Source organism: uncultured Campylobacter sp. (assembly GCF_937997405.1).
In the GTDB taxonomy this organism is placed as follows: domain Bacteria; phylum Campylobacterota; class Campylobacteria; order Campylobacterales; family Campylobacteraceae; genus Campylobacter_B.
Genome location: NZ_CALKTL010000129.1, coordinates 1 through 20,457, shown reverse-complemented (window position 1 = coordinate 20,457; position 20,457 = coordinate 1). Strand labels below are relative to the sequence as shown.

Genomic DNA, 20,457 nt, shown 5'->3' with positions numbered 1-20,457 from the left:
CGCCGTGCCAAAGCGAGATAGAATTCCGCGTCGCCATAAGATGGATGCGAGATAATTTAAGCCCATTATTAGATTAGTTATGTATAATGCAATTTCTTTTTGTGGACAGATGGGTGAGTGGCCGAAACCACACCCCTGCTAAGGGTGCAGCTTCTAACCGGGGCTCGAGGGTTCAAATCCCTCTCTGTCCGCCACTATTTTAGAATTTAAATCAATAAAATTTCACTTCCGTGATTCAATCGATTTTAGCCGTCTAGGATACTGCCTAAAAGCAGCACCGGCATCATTAGCGGCATTACGATGAGTCCTTGTATATCGGTATCCATTTTCGCATCGCGCTCGCTTTTGATCCCGCTATCGACCGCTATACGCGCGGGATACTCGATCGGCACGCTTAGGCGGTGCGATCTGCGCAGCTCGTCGTGATCTTTTAAGCGCTTAAAATATTTGCCTTCGATCAGATAAGAGTAGCGAAACGTAGAACTATACGCGGGCTCCAGCTGCTCTGGATCATCCATCAGCTTAGCCTGCACGGATAGCGGTAGATCGTATTTTACAAGCTCGATTTCATGCTGGATATACGCAGCATCGCTACCCTCGTTATATCTGTCGATCGTGAGCATGCTTACGTTGCGCCTTATCGCGTCTTTATTCAGCGACGCCAGACTTGCGACCTTGGCGCGCACGGCGCTAAGATTCGCATCAAATACATAATCGTAAATCTCACCACTCATACGCAGCTGACCGCCGGACGCCGCGCTCATAGCGATGATATGCTCGCGCCCTTGCATGTAGCCCGGCAAATTCTTACTCGCGCATCCGCTAAAAACTCCACAGCATAGTGCCAAAACCACGCCGCAAATCCAAAATTTCATAAACTTCCTTCGTAAAATTTAAAGACGGATTGTATTAAATTTTGCCTTAATGAGAGTGGAATTTTATGACGTGGCAAAATGGGATTCTGCGCGAAATTTCGCGACGGCGACGCGTAGAATTTCGCGCGGACTTTTATGAAATTCCGATGAGATTTCACAAGAACTGAAGCCGGAATGCGCGGAAGAGGTAAAAGAAGCACAAGAGCGCTATCGAGATTTAAAATTTTAAAATCTCGAGGAAATTTCGCGAAAGGAAGCGAGCCATTTGTGCGTCAAAAATTTAACCGTCATCGCGAGCTTGCTTTTAAATTTTAAAATTTTATGTCAGGCTTTAGAATTTAAAATTCCAAAGCCATTTTTGATATGTGGCGGGCTACTTTCTATTTGCGTTAGCAAGCATCAGCTTTATGCGGTTTTCTTGATTTACCGCGCTTGCGCCCGGGTCGTAGTCGATAGCGGCGATGTTTGCTTGCGGGTAGTTCTGTTTGATCTTTCGGATCATTCCGCGCGCGATGATGTGGTTTGGCAGGCAGCCGAAGGGCTGCGCGCACACGACGTTTTGTATACCATGGCGCATAAACTCGACCATCTCCGCCGTCAGCAGCCAGCCCTCGCCCATCTTCACGCCGTGACCGATGTAGCCGTCAGCGGCGGCACGAACCTCGCTAAATGGGCTCGGCGCGCGAAATCCGAAGCGCTTCATCTGCTTAATCATCATGCGCTGGAAAAATTCCACCACTTTAGCGACCGCAAGCGAGCCGTAATACGCCGTACCGCCCTTGCCGTAGAGCTGCTTATCGTAGACCGCATCGTAGATGCAGGTAAGCACGAAGTCCATCAGCCCCGTATTTACGGGCTCGGCGTTTTCGCGGATGAGATAGGCGTTTAGGCCGTTGTTGCCGATGGGCGAGTATTTGAGATAAATTTCGCCCACGATGCCTACTTTTACTCGCGGCTTATCATCGCGCTCGATTTTAGCGAACTGCGAGAGGATAAATTTGAAATTTTTCTTGAGATTGAAAAACGATCTTTGATCGGTCAAATTTTTGATCCGTTCGGCGCAGAGTTCGTAAATTTCATTCGTTTGATTTTTGATCTTTTCGTAGGGCTTGCACTGATTATACAACCCCATCATCAAATCGCCGTAAAATATCGCGGCAAAGAGCTTTAGAAGCGATTTTTTGCCTAGGCTAAATTCATTCTCATCTAGCGAGCCGAAATTTAACGAGATCGCGGGGACATAACTAAAGCCGCTGTCCTCAAGCGCTTTGCGAAGCAAATTTATGTAGTTGCTCGCTCTGCAGCCGCCGCCCGTTTGGCTGATGAGAAGCGCTACTTTGTGCGTATCAAACTCGCCGCTTTTTAGCGCGTCGATAAACTGCCCGATGACGAGCAGCGCGGGGTAACACATGTCGTTATGCACGCTGCGAAGCCCCTCCTCGACGATATTTTGACGATTTTCGCCGAGCAAGACGCTCTTATAGCCCTCGTCGCGCAGCACGCCTTGCATAAAGCGAAAATGCGGATCGATCATCGTAGGGATCAATATCGTGTGGGTCGCTTTCATATCTTTTGTAAATTTAGCAAACATTAGCGCGCATCCTTTCTTGCTTCTTGTTGCGCGCCTTGCCTTTCGCGCTCTATCATAGTCGCTTTTAGGCTACGCAGGCGGATCTTGACCGCACCTAGGTTCGTAACCTCGTCGATTTTAAGTTGAGTGTAAATTTTACCGTTTTGACGCAGTATGTCGCGCACCTCGTCGCCCGTGATCGCATCGATCCCGCAGCCAAAGCTCACTAGCTGCACCAGCTGCATGCGCGGGTATTTACAGACGAACCGCGCCGCGCTATAAAGCCTGGCGTGGTAGGTCCATTGATTAAGGCTTTTCGTCTGCACCCTGCTAAGCGGCAGCGCGTCCTCGCTAAGCACTATAAAGCCCAAGGAATTTAGATAGCGATCGATACCGTGATTTATCGTCTTATCGATATGATACGGACGACCCGCTAGCACAATGGCGCTAGCACCGCTACTTTGTATCTCTTTTAGGGTTTCCTCGCCTTTTATTAAAACGGTATTTTTATAGTTCTGCAGCTCCTTAAGGCCTTGCAAGACAGCGTTTTTCACGGCGTCGGAGTGAAATTTATACCCGGCGTCCGCAAGCTCAGCCTGCATCGTTTTGCAAAACGAATCTTGCATATTAAGATCCACGTGCGGATAGAGAAATTTTTTCTCCTCCAGCGCACCTACGTTCGCGCGTATCAGTTCGGGATAGTATGCGACTACGGGGCAGTTGTAGCAGTTCTCGCTGATATTTTCATCGAGGCTGTAGCTCATACACGGATAAAAGATAAAATCGACGCTCTTATTTAGCAGATCGTAGATGTGGCCGTGCACGCTTTTAGCCGGGTAGCAGACGGTATCGCTCGGTATACTTTGGCTTGCTAAAAACAGCGTCTCTTTTCGCGGCTTTTGCGACAGCACGACGCTCATGCCTAAATTTTCAAAAAACGCGCTCCAAAATGGGATCATCTCAAACATATTCAAAACAAACGGAATTCCGACTCGCGGTGCGTCTTGCTTCGGCGGCTTGCGGTATTTTTTCAAAAGCTCGTTTTTAAATTCGAATAAATTCGTGATGTCGTGGCGGATCTCCTTACCCGCGCCGCGCTCGCATTTATTGCCCGAGACAAATTTAGTATCGCCGAAGTAGCTGATCGTAAGCGGGCATTTGTTCGTACAGAGCTTGCAGACGCTAAATTCGCTGCGATGAGTGAAGCTTTCAAGCTCTGCACGACTGATCATATCGGTACGCTCGTTTGCGTTATTTTTGGCAAAAAGCGCCGCACCGTATGCACCCATAAGCTCGCTGATATCTAGACGGATCACGTCCTTGCCGAGCTCTTTTTCAAAAGCTCGTAGCACGGCGTTATTTAAAAAAGTACCGCCCTGCACTACGATGTTTTGCCCAAGATCGTCGGCGTTTCGCACGCGGATGACCTTGTAAATCGCGTTTTTTATGACGCTAATAGCAAGACCCGCGCTGATATCCTCGATCGTAGCGCCGTCCTTTTGAGCCTGTTTAACCGAAGAGTTCATAAATACCGTGCAGCGGCTACCAAGCTTAGCGGGATGAGTCGCAAAAAGGGCTAGGTTTGCAAAATCTTTAATGTCGTAACCCAAAGAATTTGAAAAGGTCTGCAAAAACGAGCCGCAACCCGAGCTGCACGCTTCGTTTAGCACGATAGAATCGATATTGCCATCTTTAATGGAGAAACACTTGATGTCCTGACCGCCGATGTCGATGATAAAATCGACCTTCGGATTGAAGTGGCGTGCGGCGCTGTAATGCGCGATCGTCTCGACTATACCGTAATCGAAGCGAAAGGCGGTTTTAATGAGATCCTCGCCGTAGCCGGTAACACCGCTGCCCTTGATCTTGATGCGACCCTCGCAAAGATCGTATAGCTCCTTAAGACGCGGCAGCAGGATATCTACGGGATCACCTTTATTGGAGGAGTAAAATTTATAGAGTAGCTCGTAGTTTGCGCCTATCAGTACGACTTTGATCGTGGTGCTGCCGCAATCCACACCCAAATACGCATCTCCGCTGTAGGTGTGGATATCCACCTTAGGCACGCTCGCGCGGGCATGGCGGGCGATGAACTCGTCAAATTCCGCTCTGTCTTTGAAAAGCGGCGGCTCGGCTTCCAGCGCGGTCCTGTCAGGCTCCTTTTTTAAAAGCGCGATCGTCTCATCTAAATTTAACATCTCGCCCGTATCTTTTGCGTACAGCGCGCTACCGTAAGCCACAAAATAAGGCGCAATGTCGGGGAAGGTCGCGGTTTCGTCGGTGAGCTTTAGCACCTCTTTAAAGCGCGCCTGAAGGCCTTTTAGGAAAAACAACGGGCCGCCCAAAAACAGGATATTGCCCTTAACTTCGCGACCCTGCGCAAGCCCCGAGATCGTCTGCTCGACGACCGCGGCGTAGATACTAGCGCAAATATCCTCTTTTCTAACGCCTTGATTTAGTAGCGGCTGAATGTCGCTTTTGGCGAACACGCCGCAGCGTGAGGCGATCGGGTAAATTTTATTTGCCGCAAAGCTTAGACGGTCGAGCTCCGTGATATCCAGATGCAAAAGGTTGGTCATCTGATCAATAAATGCGCCGGTGCCGCCCGCGCACGAGCCGTTCATCCGCTCCTCAAGTCCGCCCGTGAGAAATAAAATTTTAGCATCCTCGCCGCCCAGCTCGATGACGACGTCGGTCTTCGGAAACATCCGTTTGACGCCGAGCGAGGTAGCAAAAACCTCCTGGACGAACGGAATTTTACAATTTTTGGCGATACCCATGCCAGCCGAACCCGCTATGGCGACGCTAAATTGCTCGCCTGCATAGCTTTTTTGGATTTGCAAAATTTTATCCAGCACCAGCTCTTTGGGCTTTGCCAAATGCCGCTCGTAGCTCTTGCTTAAAATTTCATATTTTTCGTTTAAAACTACCGTTTTAACAGTGGTTGATCCTACGTCAATGCCTAAAAAAATCACATCTTGCTCTTTACTGAATAAATTTTTACTCGGCCGAATCCTCGAATTTAGCGCGAGCTTTCTAAATTAAAATTTGCATTTTATAGTAATATTTTTAAACGCAAATAAAATCAGGATATATTTTATCTTTTTCTATCGGAAAAGACGATTTTTAGGCGGTTTAAAATTAAAAATTTTAATGGAAAAGTTGTAAAATTTTAGATTTAATGTGAGTAGATTTTGCGCGAAATTTTTTAAAATCTCGCGCATTATAAAAAGAGCTTCCTTTTGAATTGGGAAGCGTAAATTTAAAGGATTATTTTCGAAGCTCTTTGATTTTAGCCGATTTACCGCGTCTGTCGCGTAGGTAAAATAGCTTCGCGCGGCGAACGCGTCCTTTTCTTAGAACCTCGATGCTTTCGATACTCTCGCTGTAGATCGGGAAAATTCTCTCTACGCCGACGCTATTAGCGCCGATCTTTCGAATGATAAAAGTCTCGCCGACGCCGTTTCCACGGCGCGCAATGCAGGTGCCTTCAAAATTTTGAATTCTGCTCTTATCGCCCTCTTTGATCCTGATGGCTACCTTTAAGGTGTCGCCGGCACGGAAATCAGGCACACTTTTGCTTGTGATCTGAGCGTCCTCAAACGCTTGGATATACTTGTTTTTCATAAATTTCCTTTATTTTTGGCGATCTTTCGGTACATATCCGGGCGGAAGAACCTTGTTTTACATAGCGCCATTTGGTTTTTTAAATCGCGCATTTTAGCGTGATTACCCTTTAAAAACTCTGAAACTATAGGTAAATTTTCAAAAACATCGGGCTTTGTAAATGCGGGCGCCTCTAAAATTCCGCCTTCAAAGCTTTCTTCGACGAGCGAACTTTCGTTGCCCAAAACGCCCTTTATGTTGCGACTTATAGCATCGCACATACAAAGCGCACCGAGCTCTCCGCCGGTAAGAACGAAATCGCCGATGCAAAAAATTTCATCTACATATCTTTCGACTATGCGCTCATCAATCCCCTCGTAGCGCCCGCAGATAAAGCATAGGCTCTCTTCGCCGCTTAGACGCTTAGCGTCGTTTTGATTAAATTTCTTACCGGCAGGCGAGAGGTAGATAAACTTGGCGTTTTTAAATTTAGCTCTTACTTGCTCGATCGTCCCGGCAAGCGGCTCCGTGCCGATCAAAAGCCCCGCACCGCCGCCGATCATATAATCATCTACCTTTTTATACCGATTTGCCGTGAAATTTCGCGGATTAAAAAAATGCGTCGAGATTATTTTATTATCGACTGCGCGCTTTAAAATCGAGTCTTCAAAATACGGCGCGATGAGATTTTCAAACAGCGAAACGAAGATAAAATTCATGAGTTTTCCAAAATCGCGCGCGCATTTTGCGTAAAAATTTTACGCTCGCTAAGCGAAATTTCTTTCACATAGGCGTCCACGTAGGGGATAAAAAATTCTTTCGACAAAGCCTGCGAGATTAAGCTTGCATCTGTTTCTACCTCGAAAAGATAGCCGCTTCCGATCTGCGATATGCCCCTTACGCGCCCCAAAACCGCGCCGTCTTCGTAAATTTCAAGCCCGATGATATCGAAGTAAAAGAACTCGCCCTTTTGCAATTTGCAAAATTTCCGCGTGTCCTCTTTGCTTCGGTAAAGGATTTGGTTAGTTAAATTTGCCGCTGCTTCTACGCTTTCGTAATTTTTAAAAATGGCGCTAGAGTTCGTGCCGTTGAAGGATAGAATTTCTAAAATTTCGCCGTTTCTCAGATAAAATTTGGCGCCTTTTTTAAACTGAGAGGGGAAGTCGCTGCGATCAAAAATTTTAACCGCGCCCTTTAGACCGATAGTCCTACCGAGCTTCGCGACCTCTAAAAGATCATCAGGCATCTTTGGCTTTGACGGTAATTTTATAATTGATCGGATCTTTTGCTTTATAGCCGATGATGACGGTCTTTATGGCGTTTATCATTTTGCCGTCCTTGCCGATGAGTTTGCCGGTGTCGGCCTTGTCGGCATAGACGATGATCTCGGTAAAGTTTTCACCGACCCGCTTTTGCGTAGAGACGGACTGCGGATAGTCGGCGATCAACTTTGCGTATTCTTTTATAAAATTTTCTACCATTTTATTTGCTTGTGATTTGAGCGACCCTATCGCTTAACTTCGCGCCTACGCTCTTCCAGTATGCCAAACGCTCCGCGTCGAATTTGATATTATCGCTCTGTTTTAGCGGATTATAAAAGCCGATCGTCTCGATAAAGCCGCCGTCGCGTCTTTTCCTGCTATCCGTTACCACGATGCGGTAAAAAGGCTGCTTCTTTCTTCCGATTCTTGTAAGCCTAACAACTGTTGCCATTTTTTCTCCTTAAATTTTTGTAAGTTTTAGAACTTGCAGATGGCTAAAACTTAAACATCTGCAAACTCTACCGAGAGGCTATCTCGGTAAATTTTGCCTTTGAGCGATCGAGGCAAGCCCCTGCATACCACCCTTGCTTGAAAATTTCTTCGCAAGCTTCGAAGCGCCCGCAAACTGCTTCAAAAAGCGGTTCACCTCCACCTGCGAAAGCCCTGCGCCGGCAGCAAGTCTGCGCTTACGCGAATTATTTAGCAGATCGGGATTTTCGCGCTCTTTCGGCGTCATAGAGTTAATCATTGCTTTGATATGAAGTATCTCTTTGGAGTTTTCCAAATCGATATCTTTTATCTTATTCGCCATGCCGGAAAGCCCGGGGATCATGCCGATCAAATTTTTCATATTGCCGAGCTTTTTCACGCTTTCGAGCTGATTTACGAAATCGTTGAAATTAAACTCGCCTTTTTTGATCTTTTTGTTCAGAGCCTTGGCTTCTCTTTCGTCGAAGACGGCGCTTGTTTTCTCGGCTAGCGTCGCTAAATCGCCCTCGCCCATAATGCGGCCGGTGATTCTATCGGGTATAAAGCCCTCCAGATCGGCAACCTTTTCGCCGGTTCCGATAAAGCGAAGCGGGATGCCAAGCTGCTGCGCGATACCAAGAGCTACGCCGCCTTTGGTATCTGCGTCAAATTTGCTTAAGATCACGCCCGTAAGGCCTAAAACTTCATCAAATTTAGCGGCCGTTTTAATGCCGTCTTGACCGCTCATAGCGTCCGCTACGTAAAAAATTTCATGCGGATTTAGAGCTTTTTTCATCTCCGCAAGCTGTGCCATCAGCGCCTCATCGATCGCAAGACGTCCCGCCGTATCTACGAGCAGTACGTCATAAAGCCCGCTTTTAGCCTTGCTTAGCGCTTTTTCCGCAACCTTTAGCGGATCGCTCTCGCCCTCGATAAAAAACAGCTCGATCTCGTTAGCCTCGCATAGCTGGCGGAGCTGCTCGACCGCGGCTAAGCGCTGCAAGTCGCAGGCTGCGACCAAGACCTTTTTTTTACGAAGTTTCAGATAGTTTGCGAGTTTTATCGTGCTCGTGGATTTTCCGCTTCCTTGAAGTCCCGTCATCAAAGCTACCGTAGGAGGCGTGCTAGCGAACACAAATCCCTGGCTGCTGCCTCTAGGCGCCGTTAAAATTTTAGTCAAATTTGTCTTGATGGACTGCAAAAACGGCTTCTGCCCTATCGTACCGATGCGAAGATCGGCTTCGACAAGCGCCAAAAAATCCTTTACGACTTTGTGGTGCACGTCGGCCTTTAAAAGCGCCTTTTTTAGCGTCTCCAAGGCGTTTTTTAAAGCTTTTTCGTCATCAATTGTTTTTAATTTATTGACCGCGTTTTTAAACGACTCGCTTATGATCTCAAACACTTTGATCCCTTATAAAATTTTTAAACTTGCGATGTTACCTAAAATTAACTTAAAAGCCATTGAATATCAGAGCTCTTTAGGAATTTCAAAGCCGAATTCGTTGAAGCTTGTACCTAGCGGAGCTTTAAATTTTAGCCCCAAAATTTCGGTCTCGTACGAGTGCAGAAACATCCGCTTCGCGCGACTTTTGGCGTATTTTTCATCGCCTATTACGCCGAATCCTGCATTTGCCAGATGCACGCGGATCTGATGCGTCCTGCCCGTCTCGATCCGCACTTTTACGAGCGATTTTTTGCCGCTTATCATCAGCGGATAAACCTCGCTAAATGCGCTCTTGCCGTTTGGCGAAATTTTAGAAAACGCGCCGCTTCGGGTCTTTATCGTCAAAATCGGCTCGTCAAATTTCATCTCTTCGCTCACGATCCCCTTCACGATCGCGATATAGCTTTTCTTCACGCGCAAATTTTTAAACTCCAAAATCGCCGCTTCGCGAAATTCCTCGTTTTTGTACAGCAGCACGACGCCGCTAGTCTCCTTATCCAGGCGGTTTAGAAGGCCGAATTTATAGATTTTTTCCAAATTTTCGCTACTCATAAAGGGCGGCTTATTGACCGCCAAAACGTTCTCATCCTCATAAATGATCGCGGGTTTTGCGGGCTTCATCACGCTAAATTTAGTATTTTCGCCGAGCATCTCGCGCGCTAGAGCGATCTTTGCGCCGCGCGCACTCACAAGCCCCGCGTCAATGAGGGCCTTGGCTTCGTTGTGCGAGATATTTTCCTGCGCCGCCAGCAGTTTGTAGGCTTTTTCTTGCATTAAATTCTTTCCTTGATTAAATTTTCTATCTCTTGCAGATCGCAAATTTTATCTATCTGCGTGCCCTTTAGCGGCTCTTTTAAAGCGCTTGAAATTTCATCCGCGCCGCATAGAGCGATATTTTGTACGAGCGCATACAGCGCCTTTTGATTATGAAAAAATCGCCCACTTATGATCGGCACGCCGAAGCTCGCCGCCTCGATCGGGCTGTGTCCGCCGATCTTTGGCAAAAAACTGCCGCCCAAGATCACAGCGTTTGAAATTTTATAAAAATTCGCTAGCTCGCCGAAGGCATCAAGCAAGATAAAATCGCTCTCAAGCCCCGCGCCGTCGCTAAACTGCTCAAAGCTAAGCCCATGCTCGCGCGCCCAAGCCTTGCAAATTTCACGTACCTTTTCGAAGCGCTCAGGATGCCTCGGCGCCAGGATGATTTTTAGCTTTTGCGGCGCGGCAATCGAAAGCGCCGTATTCGGTACGGCAGAATTTAAAGACGCGCCGTTTAAAGGCATCGTATTCGGCACGGCGGATGAAGCGTCGCTTGAAGTCGTCGCATCCAAAGAAGTTGCGTTTAAATTTACCGGCTCGGTCGAGCCCTGCTCGTCGCGAAGCTCAGCCGCAAGCAAGCTCCTATCGCCATTAGAGCCCGTTGTGCGCGGGTATTTTTCGAGAGCACTCTGCGAGCCGTGAAATTTTATAAAATCGTTTAAATTTGATAAAATAAGCTCCTCTTCGCTCTCGTGAGTGTTTGAGATCGTAAGCACGAAGCTATTTGCGGCCGTGGCGGAATAGTCTTTCGTCGCAACGGCGATATTCGCGCTTTTTATGTTGCCCGCGACCTTTATATTTTTTGCGCCGAGCTCCCGCAGCCGCGCCGCATCAAGCTCGCTTTGCGCAAGCACCAGATCGATATTTTCAAACGCTTTGCGATAATAAAACTTAAAATGCAGATAGCTCGCGTACGATCGGTCGCTAATGCGCGCGTTTAGCAGGACCACGTAGCTTCCGCGCGATTTAGCGGAACGGATCAAATTTAGCCACAGCTCCGCTTCAAAGATCACCAGCACGCGGCTACCCGTAAGCCAAAACGGAAGCCAGTTTTCAAACGGCAGGTAGCGAGAGTTCGGCGTAAGCGCGCACGCCGCATTAAAGCCCGTCTGCGTGGTCGTGCTAAGCGCGACGCTCTCAAATTTAGAAATTAGCGGCGCAAGAGCGTTTACCTCGCCCAGGCTGCAAGCGTGAAAGTGCACCGCAGCGGGGCTAAATTTAGGGTTTTTGTATAGAAAAAATCGCGCCTTCAGGCTCGTGCGGTATTTTTTTTTAAAGCTTAGGATAAAAATAAAAGGCGCAGCGACGAGCCACGCCAAAAACGCCAAGGCGGTGTAGATCACTTGGCTTCTTTATATAAAATTCTGCCGCAATACGGGCAGGTTACGATGTCGTCGCTTTTGATGACCGCAGAATAGGTCTTGTCGCTTATGCGCATAAAGCAGCCGTAGCAGGCCTGCTTGCGCACCGGCGAGACCGCCGTATTGCCCGCCCACTTGCGGATCTTTTCGTAGAATGAGACGGTTTTTGGATTCATCGCCTGCATTAGTTTATCGCGCTTGGCGTAGATCCCGCCGCGTGCGACCTCGACCTCGCCCATCTCGGCGCTTACCTGCTCTTGCAAGCTTTTTAGCTCGGCTTCAAACGCCTCTTGCTTTTCGCTCTGCTCTTTTACGAGCGCTTCCTTTGCGGCTACGATCTTTTCTAGCCTTTCGATCTCCTCGTTTGTGGCTTCGAGCTGCTCTTTTGCGATGTCCTCTTCGACGCTAAGGGCTTTGATCTCCTTTTCGGTTTTTGCTGCGCCGCTTTTTTTACCCGTGCTTTTTAGCTTAGACGAAAAGGCGCTCAGCTGCGCGTTTGCTTGTAAAATTTGAGATTTTAGCTCGGCGATCTCCGCATTTAGAGTTTCGATCTGTTCTTTTGCGCCGTTTATTTCAGTGCTTTTTTTACTCAGCTTCTCCTGTGCGGCCTCGATTTTAGGCTTAAATCCGTCCAGCTGCTTATCGAATTCGCAAAGCTCTACCAATTGGCTTAAATATTTGTTCATCTTTTTCCTTTAATAATACGTAAATGGATTTTTTTGCTCGCTTATTATAACTTCAATTTCGCTTTTTTGCAAGAAAGGTGCGAGTGCGCGCCCAAAATAGCGCTCACTTTCAAAATGATTTATATCGATCAAACTCACGCCGTTTTCTAAATTTTGAAGCGCTGCGTGATATTTTATATCGCCCGTAATGAAACAATCCACGCCCAAGCTTTGGTTCAGTTCGCTTCCGCTGCCGGTGCAAAGCGCGATATTTCGGATAAAATTTTTCGTCTTTACGGCGCGCAGATGCTCGATGCCAAGCTTGCGTTTTATATCCGCACACAGAGCCTCAAAGCTCAAATCCGCGCGCATGAAAACCAAAAATTCCCGCTCATCCGTAATTTCAAATTTTAAAATTTCGCGCGCTACGAACCCGTTTAAAACGTGCTTGTCAAAGTTCGTATGCATCGCGATGAGAGAGATATTTTTGCGGATCATCTCATAGATCAAATTTGCAGGATAGAGCCGCGGATCAAGCGATTTTAGCGGGCTGAAAATCAGCGGGTGGTGTACCACCAAAAGCGAGCCCACCTCAGCCTCGTGCACCAGCTCGCTAGTAACGTCGAGGCTTAGATAGATTTTTGAAATTTCATCATCCAAGTTTCCGAGCATTAGCCCGCTATTATCCCACGCCTCCGCGTCGCAAAATGGCGCGGTGGCGTTTAAAATTTCATAAATTTCGCCCGTTTTCATAAATCCTACTCTGCGCTTTTATCTGTTTTATTTGCGGAATTTTGCTTGCCGCAAGCGTTTTTTAAATTTACGCCTGCGGAGGAAGCTGGCGCCGAGGTAGCCCCTTTAACGCCGCACTTCTCGCTCTTTTCCCTCTCATTTGCCGCGCCGCCGTCTTTGCCACTTTTTTTATCACTGCACGTTGCGGCGTCCAGCTCGGCGACATATTTTTGCGGATCTGCGTAGCAAAGCGCGCAGTTTTTGGCAAGATCGCGAATCTTTAAAATATAATCCTGCCTCTGCGTGACCGAGATCGCTCCGCGCGCATCAAGGACGTTGAACGTGTGCGCTGCGAGCATGCAGTAATCATACGCGGGAAGCGCCAGACCGTGCTTTAGGATGCTTTTGCACTCGCCGAAGCAGTTTTCAAACTGATTAAAAAGCATCGCGGTGTCCGCAAGCTCGAAGTTGTATTTACTAAACTCGAACTCGCCCCTTTTATGCACGTCGCCGTAGGTCACGAGCCCCGCCTTGTCGTCCCAGACGATGTCGTAAACGTCGTCTTTGTTTTGCAGATACATCGCCAAGCGCTCAAGTCCGTAGGTGATCTCGCCGCTAATTAGCTCGCACGTGATGCCGCCTACCTGCTGAAAATAGGTAAACTGCGTCACCTCCATGCCGTCTAGCCAAACCTCCCAGCCAAGCCCCCAGGCTCCAAGCGTCGGGCTCTCCCAGTTATCTTCTACGAAGCGGATATCGTGGCTTTTAAGATCTAGCCCCAGCTTCTCTAGGCTTTTTAGATAGAGCTCTTGGATATTATCCGGGCTCGGTTTTAAGATCACCTGAAACTGATAATACGCGCCCAAGCGGTTTGGGTTTTCGCCGTAGCGCCCGTCTGTGGGACGACGCGAGGGTGCCACGTATGCCGCGCGCCAAGGTTTGCTTCCTAGGCTGCGCAAAAAGGTAGCCTGATGATAGGTGCCTGCGCCCGCGGGCATATCGTAGGGCTGAACGAGCAAGCAGCCCTGCTCGTGCCAGTAGTTTTGAAGTGTCAAAATAATCTGTGAAAACGTCATTTTTATCCTTTTATCGATATGTAAATTTAAATTCTATCTTCCGAGTGCTTTTCAAAGCCCGTCTCAAAGGCTCTTCGCGGCTCTTAAATTTTTCAAATTTCAGCCGAGCATTCGCCTACTCTCGTAGGCTCGTTCGCAAAATCAAAAACCGCGTAATCGCCCGCTTCGATACGTAATTTATCGCCGGTTTCATCGCGCTCATTTTTACGGCACTGCTTCGCGGATTTGCAAGCTTCGTCGTGGCTTTCTTTATGGTGCTGCTCCTTCGAGCAAGTGCCTATTAGCGCGGAGTATTCGCCCTGTGCGCCGTTTTCGTAGTCGTAATACGCAGCATAAATTTCGTTTTTCTCGGCGCTGCTTCTGCTAGCGTTAAATTTTAAAAACTCGCCCCACAAATTTGCGATCGCCCCTCGCCCGCTAATCTCATCCGCGTTATTCGTGCGAGTCTTTAGCCCACAAATTTCAAAGCCTTCGCTCAATTTTAAAATTTTCATAGATTAATCTTCAAGCAGCACTTCGATCTGCTCGGAGTCCTTTTTCAGAGCCTCCGCTTTTGCCGCGCGATCCGCCTTTAGCTTCGAGCTTAGCACCTCGTCGTTTAGAGCTAAAATTTGCACCGCCAGATACGCCGCGTTTTTTGCGCCCGCCTTGCCGATCGCAAGCGTCGCGACGGGGATACCCGCAGGCATCTGCACGGTCGAATACAGCGCATCTACGCCGCTAAGCGCGCTGCCGCCGAGCGGGACGCCCAGCACCGGCTTGGTCGTATTCGCAGCGACCGCGCCCGCAAGATGCGCCGCCATGCCCGCCGCGCAGATGAAAACCTGCGCGCCCTTTTTCTCGGCGTCCGCGACGTATTTAGCCGTGCGGGCGGGGCTTCGGTGCGCCGAAGATACGATCATCTCGTACGCCGCGCCAAATTCGTTTAGAATTTTAGCCGCCTCGTAAACGACCTCGTAATCGCTCTTTGAGCCCATTATTATAGAAACAAATTTCATTCTATCTCCTTTCTTAAAAAGCAAAACTCCGCGAGCTTCGCAGGCAGCTTAATCTCATTTAGATTGCCGCTGTGAATCTCGCTAAATTCCTTACCGCTACGGCTTTGCAGCCTCTTAAATTTTAAATACGGCTTGCCGTCAAGCTCAAAAATTTCGCCGATTTCATTATCGCAAGCGCAAATTTCAAAGCCGCGCGGGGCAAAAATTTCATACGAAACGCCGGGTAAAATTTTATCCTTGACGCTTATAAACTCGCCGTCCTGCGAGATCGCGCAAACCTGATGCGTGCCAAGCTCGATGCTGCGGTCTAAATTTTGCGTATCCTCTCGCTCGTACGGGCGCTTTATCAAATATCCGTCGCTAAAGCCGCGGTTTTTAAGCGTCGCGATCTCGCGCTCGTAAACACTGGCCTCAAATTTATCGCTCGCGGCATCGTCGATCGCCGCGCGGTAGGCGTTCGTGGCGCATGCGACGTAGTATTCGCTCTTGGTGCGCCCTTCGATTTTGAAGCTGTCGATCGCGCCCGTTTGCATGATCTTTTGCACGTGCGAAATGAGGCTAAGATCCTTCGCGTTCATTACGAAAGTCCCCTCCCCCTCGCGCTCTTGCAAGCGAAAAAGCGCGCTGGTTTCGGGATTTTTCGCATAAAGCTCGTAGTTAAATCTACAGTCGTTCGCGCAACTTCCGCGGTTGCTGAAGCGCCCGCTTTGCATCGCGCTAACAAGACAGCGCCCGCTGTATGCGAAGCACATCGAGCCGTGCACGAAAATTTCAATCTCTAAATTTGGAATTTTATCTTTGATCTGCACGGCGTCTTTGAGCGTCATTTCGCGCGCCGCGACAATGCGTACGGCGCCCAGCTCCGCCCAAACCTGCGCATCTAGATAATTTAGCACGTTAGCTTGGGTAGAGACGTGAATCGGAATCTCAGGCGCTACGGCTCGCGCAAGGCTCGCGACGCCCAAAGTGGCGATTAAAATTCCATCTACGCGCAGGTCGCGAAGAAATTCCAAATGCCTTTCGATGTTTCCTAGCTGGCCGTTGGTCGCAAAGCCGTTTACGGTCGCGTAGAGCTTCTTGCCGCGCTCGTGAGCGTACGCGACGCCCTGTGCAAAGCTTTCCTTGCTAAATTCCTTCGCGCTTCGCTGGCGCAGCGAAAATGAGCCGGTGCTTGCATACACGGCGTCCGCGCCGTAAGCTAGGGCGATTTTTAGTTTCGTTAAATTCCCAGCAGGAGCTAAGAGTTCGGGTTTTTTCAAATACATTCCTAGTGATTTTTTAAGCACGATTTTACTACAATTTAGCCAAAATTTTATTTAAGGAGCAGTTGATGCGAGCCGATCTACACAACCACACCTATCTTTGCAACCACGCTAACGGCGAGCCGCGACAGTATTTGGAAGCGGCGATCGCACGAGGCATAGAAATTTTCGGCTTTGCAGATCACGCGCCGATGAACTTCGATCAAAAATACCGAATGAGCTTCGAGCAGATGGAGCTTTATGAGCGGATGATTAGGGATCTGCGGGACGAGTTTAGCGGGCGGATCGACGTGCGGCTGGGATATGAGGTCGATTTTATGACGAAAAAAGAGCTAATGGATGAGCGGATTTTCGCGCGCGAGGTCGATTATCTCATCGGCTCGGTGCATTTTTTAAACAACTGGGGCTTTGATAACGAGGAATTTTTAGATCAGTGGAGTGGGCGCGAAATAGACGACGTTTATCGCGAATACTTTGCGCTGATCTGCGCGCTGTGCAAAAGCGGTAAATTCGACATTTTAGGGCATATGGATCTGATTAAAATTTTTAAATTTACTCCGAAAAAAGATATTAGAGTTTTGGCAGGCGGCGCGATAAACGCGATCAAAAAAAGCGGCATCGTCGTGGAGCTAAACTCCGCGGGGCTTCGCAAGCCCGCAAATGAAATTTATCCAAGCGACGCGCTTTTGGAGGTGCTTGCGGATGCGGACGTGCCGATCACGCTTAGCTCGGACGCGCACTCGGTAGCTCAAGTAGCACTAAACTACGATAAAATTTACGCCAAAGCGCGCGAGTTCGGCTACGAGCGGATCGCAGTTTTCAAAAACCGCGAGCGACAGTTCGTAAATCTGGCGTAAATTTTAACGCCAGCCGCCTTTAAATTTAAAAAGGCGTGGCGGCGAGAAATTTTAAAATTTTAAAATTTTCGGCGGCGAGAAATTTTAAAAATCGCGACGCGCAAAATGGCGCAGATAAAGTCGAATTTCAACTAAATAATGTTAAAATCCGCCGTTAAATTTAGCCCGAATACGGGCGAAAAAAGGAAAAAATATGGGAAAATTTGTTAATGACGTGAAGGAATTTTTTAAATTTTGCGATGAAAACGAGGTCGAGTTCGTGGATTTTAGATTTACCGATCTGAAAGGCACCTGGCACCACGTCGCTTATAACTACAAGCGCCTGCCGAAGGACTTCGCTGACGGAATTCCATTTGACGCGAGCTCGGTAGCGGCATGGCAGCCGATCGATAAATCCGATATGATGCTAAAGCCCGACGTAGGGACGGCGTTTTTAGATCCATTCACCGCGGACGTTACGATCATCGTCATCTGCGACGTTTACGACATCTACAAAAACGAGCTTTATGAAAAATGCCCGCGCTCTATCGCTAAAAAAGCCGAGCAGTTTCTGCAAACCACGGGCCTTGGAGATACCTGCTACTTCGGACCGGAGAATGAATTTTTCGTTTTCGACGACGTAAAGATCATCGACGATATGAACTGCGCGATGTTTAAGGTAGATACCGAAGAGGGGCATTGGAACAGCGGCAAAAACTACAAAGACGGCTTTAACAGCGGCCACCGCCCGGGCGTAAAGGGCGGCTACTTCCCCGTCCAGCCCGTCGATTCGATGGTCGATCTGCGCGCCGAGATGCTAAAAGTACTTGAGCAGATCGGGCTTGAGACCTTTATCTGTCACCACGAAGTAGCGCAAGGCCAGGGCGAGATCGGCGTCAAATACGGCACTCTCGTCGAGGCCGCCGACAACGTGCAAAAATACAAATACGTCGTAAAGATGGTCGCGCACCTAAACGGCAAGACTGCGACCTTTATGCCAAAGCCGCTCTACGGCGACAACGGCAGTGGAATGCACGTGCACCAATCGATCTGGAAAAAGGGCAAAAATACCTTTTACAAAAAGGGCAACTACGCAAATTTAAGCGACGCGGCTAGATGGTATATCGGCGGCGTGCTAAAGCATGCGCGCAGCGTCGCGGCGTTTACGAATCCTAGCACCAACAGCTATAAGCGCCTAATTCCAGGCTTTGAGGCGCCGTCGATTTTAACTTATTCGAGCCAAAACCGCTCCGCTTCGATCCGTATCCCTTACGGCAGCGGCGAGAACTCCGTGCGCGCGGAGATGCGCTTCCCCGATAGCACCGCGTGCCCATATTTGGCATTTGCGGCGATGCTGATGGCGGGAATCGACGGCATCAAAAACAAAACCGAGCCGGTGGGGCCGATGGATGAAAATTTATTCAAGCTGCACCTGGATGAAATTCGCGAGCGCGGCATCGAGCAGCTTCCGCACACGCTTCGCGGCAGCCTAGAGGCGGTGATCCGCGATAATGAATACCTGCGCCCGATAATGAGCGAGCTTTTTATCGAGACCTATCAGCATTTTAAATTTGAAACTCAGGTTTGGCCTTACGAGGCGCGCCCTACGCCGTTTGAGTTTGCGACGAATTATTCGTGCTAAGACCAAATTTTATACCGCGCCGCCGGAATTCCACCGGGCGGAGCGGCATAAAGCTTTGGAATTTTAAAATTTAGCCGCGCGCGAGCTTTTGAAATTCCGTCGCGCGAACTGCGAACTTAGAAACCGTCCGTGAAGCTTCAACTCTTTTACCGCAAACGTGAAATTTTATACTTTCTGCTTATTTTGCTTGGAATTTTATCGCTAAATTTAGGTCTGAAATTTTATAAATTCAGAGAATTCCGCGAGAAAAACTACGCCTTTTACGACGCGCAAATTTTAAACGCCTACGCCAAAACCAACGAGCGCGGCCGCACCTACACGGTGCTAAAGCTCAAAACGGCGGATTTCACCCTCTACACGACTGCCGGGCTCGGGCGGGAATTTCACCGCTTCGCGCACGTAAATATCGGCATCGTAACGAAAAACGTAAAATTTTTAGATTTTTTAAAGCAGCGCTTTTACGCGCCAAATTTTAAAATCGGAGACGAGCTTGCGCCCTCCGGAGCAAAATGGCGCGCCATAGAGTTTGTCCGAGCCCAACACAAAGATGAGATGACGGCGGATCTTTACTCCGCGCTGTATTTTGCGACCGAAATTTCAAAACCGCTGCGCGCCAGCGTGACGAACTGGGGCATAGCGCACATTATTTCGATCAGCGGTTTTCATCTAGGCATTATCTTTAGCACGGTCTTTCTCTTGGTGATGCCGATATATCGCTATTTTCAGGATTGCTACTTTCCGTATCGCAGCGCTAAGCGCGATCTTAGCGTCTTTGTGATCGTGCTGATGAGCGGGTATCTCTTCGTGCTTGATTTTACGCCGAGCTTTCTGCGCTCGCTTGCGATGTGCTGCGTGGGGTTTTACCTTGCGATGCGAAATTTCTACGTACTTAAATTTACGAACCTTTTTCTCACCATCGCGCTTCTGCTTGCGTTTTTTCCACACTTAGCCTTTTCGATCGGATTTTATTTCTCCTGCCTCGGCGTGCTGTATATTTTCCTCTACCTGCACCACTTCGCGCCTAAATTTAAGTTCTGGCAGAACGTCATACTTTTTAACCTCTACGTTTGGCTCAGCATGAACGTAGCGGTCTATTATTTCTTCCCGACCGCTTCGCTGCAGCAGCTTAGCGTAATGCCGCTAGGATACGCGTTCGTGATCTTTTATCCGCTAAGCATATTTTTGCATCTATTCGGGCTCGGCGGCGCGCTCGATACGCCGCTGCTTGCGTTTTTAAATTTTACTTTGCCGAGCTTTCAAGCGCAAATTCCGCCGCTTCTTTTCGCGCTCGCAAACATCTGCGCGCTTGCTGCGATAAAGCTTCGCTACGCAGCAGTTGCGTGCGCGATAATCGGAATTTCGCCGATATTTTTTATAACGTAGCGCACGAAAATTCCGGCGGGAATTTTATCCGTTGGAATTTTATGCTAAAATCGCGCTTTAAATCTCACAAAGGATCAAAATGTTTATTGCAAACCTCACTTACGTTAAAGAAATTAGCGAAATCGATCGCTTCATCAACGAGCATAACGCGTTTTTAGACCGATTTTATGCGGCGGATAAATTTATCTGCTCGGGGCGCAAAGTCCCTCGCACCGGCGGCATTATCTTAATCAATGCCAAAGACCGCGCGGAGCTTGATGAGATCATCGCGCAAGATCCGTTCTTTCAAAACGGCGTCGCAAAATACGAGATCATAGAATTTACGCCGACGAAATTTGCGCCCGAGTTTTGGAGGCTTTTCGGCGAATAGAGGCTTGCGCGGGTTAAATTTTAAAATTTACGCGCCTTACGTAAAGCAAACGGCGATCAGCTCTGAATACGACGTGCCCAGTGCCGCG

At 48.5% G+C, this 20,457-nt stretch carries 20 protein-coding genes, 1 tRNA gene and 1 pseudogene; 5 read left to right on the top strand and 17 right to left on the bottom strand.

Annotated features, from left to right (window positions below; translation table 11 throughout):
- Positions 1–103 precede the first annotated feature (103 nt).
- Positions 104–194: transfer RNA gene (locus tag Q0372_RS06980), tRNA-Ser, on the top strand.
- Between the two features lie 51 nt (positions 195–245).
- On the opposite strand, the gene Q0372_RS06975 is transcribed toward Q0372_RS06980, so the two are convergent.
- From Q0372_RS06975 to Q0372_RS06895, 17 genes and pseudogenes are all read right to left on the bottom strand, one after another.
- Positions 246–875 (bottom strand): hypothetical protein, encoded by a 630-nt coding sequence (locus Q0372_RS06975; protein ID WP_297963835.1) that lies wholly within the window; start codon positions 873–875, stop codon positions 246–248.
- Positions 876–1,248: 373 nt separating this feature from the next.
- Entirely contained in the window at positions 1,249–2,466 is a 1,218-nt protein-coding gene (locus Q0372_RS06970) for a 2-hydroxyacyl-CoA dehydratase (protein ID WP_298104219.1), read from the bottom strand.
- Positions 2,466–5,420 (bottom strand): acyl-CoA dehydratase activase, encoded by a 2,955-nt coding sequence (locus Q0372_RS06965; RefSeq protein WP_298104216.1) that lies wholly within the window; start codon positions 5,418–5,420, stop codon positions 2,466–2,468. The genes Q0372_RS06970 and Q0372_RS06965 overlap by 1 nt, the downstream gene beginning before the upstream one ends.
- 295 nt (positions 5,421–5,715) lie before the next feature.
- Positions 5,716–6,072 carry a 50S ribosomal protein L19 gene (rplS, locus tag Q0372_RS06960; protein WP_298104214.1) on the bottom strand — a complete coding sequence of 119 codons (357 nt, stop codon included), beginning with the start codon at positions 6,070–6,072 and terminating at the stop codon, positions 5,716–5,718.
- On the bottom strand, positions 6,069–6,770 hold the full coding sequence (trmD, locus tag Q0372_RS06955; protein ID WP_298104212.1) for a tRNA (guanosine(37)-N1)-methyltransferase TrmD: 702 nt from the start codon (positions 6,768–6,770) through the stop codon (positions 6,069–6,071). Before trmD ends, rplS begins: the two co-directional genes overlap by 4 nt.
- On the bottom strand, positions 6,767–7,297 hold the full coding sequence (gene rimM / locus Q0372_RS06950) for a ribosome maturation factor RimM (protein WP_298104209.1): 531 nt from the start codon (positions 7,295–7,297) through the stop codon (positions 6,767–6,769). The genes trmD and rimM overlap by 4 nt, the downstream gene beginning before the upstream one ends.
- On the bottom strand, positions 7,290–7,532 hold the full coding sequence (locus tag Q0372_RS06945) for a KH domain-containing protein (RefSeq protein WP_005873158.1): 243 nt from the start codon (positions 7,530–7,532) through the stop codon (positions 7,290–7,292). Before Q0372_RS06945 ends, rimM begins: the two co-directional genes overlap by 8 nt.
- Position 7,533: 1 nt before the next feature.
- Entirely contained in the window at positions 7,534–7,764 is a 231-nt protein-coding gene (rpsP, locus tag Q0372_RS06940; protein WP_291939688.1) for a 30S ribosomal protein S16, read from the bottom strand.
- A gap of 78 nt (positions 7,765–7,842) precedes the next feature.
- Entirely contained in the window at positions 7,843–9,183 is a 1,341-nt protein-coding gene (gene ffh, locus Q0372_RS06935; protein ID WP_298104206.1) for a signal recognition particle protein, read from the bottom strand.
- 66 nt (positions 9,184–9,249) lie between these two features.
- A complete protein-coding gene (locus Q0372_RS06930; protein ID WP_298104203.1) occupies positions 9,250–9,999 on the bottom strand; it encodes an RluA family pseudouridine synthase in 750 nt (249 codons plus the stop codon).
- Complete coding sequence (locus Q0372_RS06925) at positions 9,999–11,387, bottom strand: 3-deoxy-D-manno-octulosonic acid transferase (protein ID WP_298104200.1); 1,389 nt, start codon at positions 11,385–11,387, stop codon at positions 9,999–10,001. Before Q0372_RS06925 ends, Q0372_RS06930 begins: the two co-directional genes overlap by 1 nt.
- On the bottom strand, positions 11,384–12,091 hold the full coding sequence (locus tag Q0372_RS06920; RefSeq protein WP_298104198.1) for a zinc ribbon domain-containing protein: 708 nt from the start codon (positions 12,089–12,091) through the stop codon (positions 11,384–11,386). Before Q0372_RS06920 ends, Q0372_RS06925 begins: the two co-directional genes overlap by 4 nt.
- A gap of 9 nt (positions 12,092–12,100) precedes the next feature.
- A complete protein-coding gene (locus Q0372_RS06915; protein WP_298104193.1) occupies positions 12,101–12,823 on the bottom strand; it encodes a Nif3-like dinuclear metal center hexameric protein in 723 nt (240 codons plus the stop codon).
- A gap of 218 nt (positions 12,824–13,041) precedes the next feature.
- Positions 13,042–13,878: pseudogene (gene glyQ / locus Q0372_RS06910) on the bottom strand (glycine--tRNA ligase subunit alpha); the annotation flags it as partial.
- Between the two features lie 92 nt (positions 13,879–13,970).
- Positions 13,971–14,372, bottom strand: a complete 402-nt coding sequence (locus Q0372_RS06905; RefSeq protein ID WP_297881932.1) for a GyrI-like domain-containing protein — start codon at positions 14,370–14,372, stop codon at positions 13,971–13,973.
- A 3-nt stretch (positions 14,373–14,375) separates the two neighbouring features.
- Entirely contained in the window at positions 14,376–14,876 is a 501-nt protein-coding gene (gene purE / locus Q0372_RS06900) for a 5-(carboxyamino)imidazole ribonucleotide mutase (RefSeq protein WP_298104190.1), read from the bottom strand.
- The gene (locus Q0372_RS06895; protein WP_298104187.1) at positions 14,873–16,135 is read right to left on the bottom strand and encodes a peptidase U32 family protein; all 1,263 of its coding nucleotides are present in this window, start codon (positions 16,133–16,135) and stop codon (positions 14,873–14,875) included. The genes purE and Q0372_RS06895 overlap by 4 nt, the downstream gene beginning before the upstream one ends.
- Positions 16,136–16,206: 71 nt before the next feature.
- Between Q0372_RS06895 and Q0372_RS06890 the strand changes: the two genes are divergently transcribed.
- From Q0372_RS06890 to Q0372_RS06875, 4 genes are all read left to right on the top strand, one after another.
- Complete coding sequence (locus Q0372_RS06890) at positions 16,207–16,995, top strand: histidinol-phosphatase (RefSeq protein ID WP_298104184.1); 789 nt, start codon at positions 16,207–16,209, stop codon at positions 16,993–16,995.
- Positions 16,996–17,188: 193 nt separating this feature from the next.
- Positions 17,189–18,616, top strand: coding sequence for a type I glutamate--ammonia ligase (glnA, locus tag Q0372_RS06885; protein ID WP_298104181.1), 1,428 nt, complete (start codon positions 17,189–17,191; stop codon positions 18,614–18,616).
- A 129-nt stretch (positions 18,617–18,745) separates the two neighbouring features.
- Positions 18,746–19,999: a ComEC/Rec2 family competence protein gene (locus Q0372_RS06880; protein ID WP_298104177.1), complete on the top strand. Its 1,254-nt coding sequence runs from the start codon at positions 18,746–18,748 to the stop codon at positions 19,997–19,999.
- Positions 20,000–20,078: 79 nt separating this feature from the next.
- Entirely contained in the window at positions 20,079–20,369 is a 291-nt protein-coding gene (locus Q0372_RS06875) for a YciI family protein (RefSeq protein WP_298104175.1), read from the top strand.
- Positions 20,370–20,457: the final 88 nt, after the last annotated feature.

Excerpts from the sequence above, each read along its gene's own strand:
- rpsP (WP_291939688.1), bottom strand. The coding sequence starts at position 7,764 with ATGGCAACAGTTGTTAGGCTTACAAGAATCGGAAGAAAGAAGCAGCCT.
- rplS (WP_298104214.1), bottom strand. The coding sequence starts at position 6,072 with ATGAAAAACAAGTATATCCAAGCGTTTGAGGACGCTCAGATCACAAGC.
- Q0372_RS06875 (WP_298104175.1), top strand. The coding sequence starts at position 20,079 with ATGTTTATTGCAAACCTCACTTACGTTAAAGAAATTAGCGAAATCGAT.
- Q0372_RS06890 (WP_298104184.1), top strand. The coding sequence starts at position 16,207 with ATGCGAGCCGATCTACACAACCACACCTATCTTTGCAACCACGCTAAC.
- Q0372_RS06930 (WP_298104203.1), bottom strand. The coding sequence starts at position 9,999 with ATGCAAGAAAAAGCCTACAAACTGCTGGCGGCGCAGGAAAATATCTCG.
- purE (WP_298104190.1), bottom strand. The coding sequence starts at position 14,876 with ATGAAATTTGTTTCTATAATAATGGGCTCAAAGAGCGATTACGAGGTC.
- Q0372_RS06970 (WP_298104219.1), bottom strand. The coding sequence starts at position 2,466 with ATGTTTGCTAAATTTACAAAAGATATGAAAGCGACCCACACGATATTG.
- Q0372_RS06920 (WP_298104198.1), bottom strand. The coding sequence starts at position 12,091 with ATGAACAAATATTTAAGCCAATTGGTAGAGCTTTGCGAATTCGATAAG.
- Q0372_RS06905 (WP_297881932.1), bottom strand. The coding sequence starts at position 14,372 with ATGAAAATTTTAAAATTGAGCGAAGGCTTTGAAATTTGTGGGCTAAAG.
- glnA (WP_298104181.1), top strand. The coding sequence starts at position 17,189 with ATGGGAAAATTTGTTAATGACGTGAAGGAATTTTTTAAATTTTGCGAT.
- Q0372_RS06915 (WP_298104193.1), bottom strand. The coding sequence starts at position 12,823 with ATGAAAACGGGCGAAATTTATGAAATTTTAAACGCCACCGCGCCATTT.
- Q0372_RS06975 (WP_297963835.1), bottom strand. The coding sequence starts at position 875 with ATGAAATTTTGGATTTGCGGCGTGGTTTTGGCACTATGCTGTGGAGTT.
- Q0372_RS06945 (WP_005873158.1), bottom strand. The coding sequence starts at position 7,532 with ATGGTAGAAAATTTTATAAAAGAATACGCAAAGTTGATCGCCGACTAT.
- rimM (WP_298104209.1), bottom strand. The coding sequence starts at position 7,297 with ATGCCTGATGATCTTTTAGAGGTCGCGAAGCTCGGTAGGACTATCGGT.
- trmD (WP_298104212.1), bottom strand. The coding sequence starts at position 6,770 with ATGAATTTTATCTTCGTTTCGCTGTTTGAAAATCTCATCGCGCCGTAT.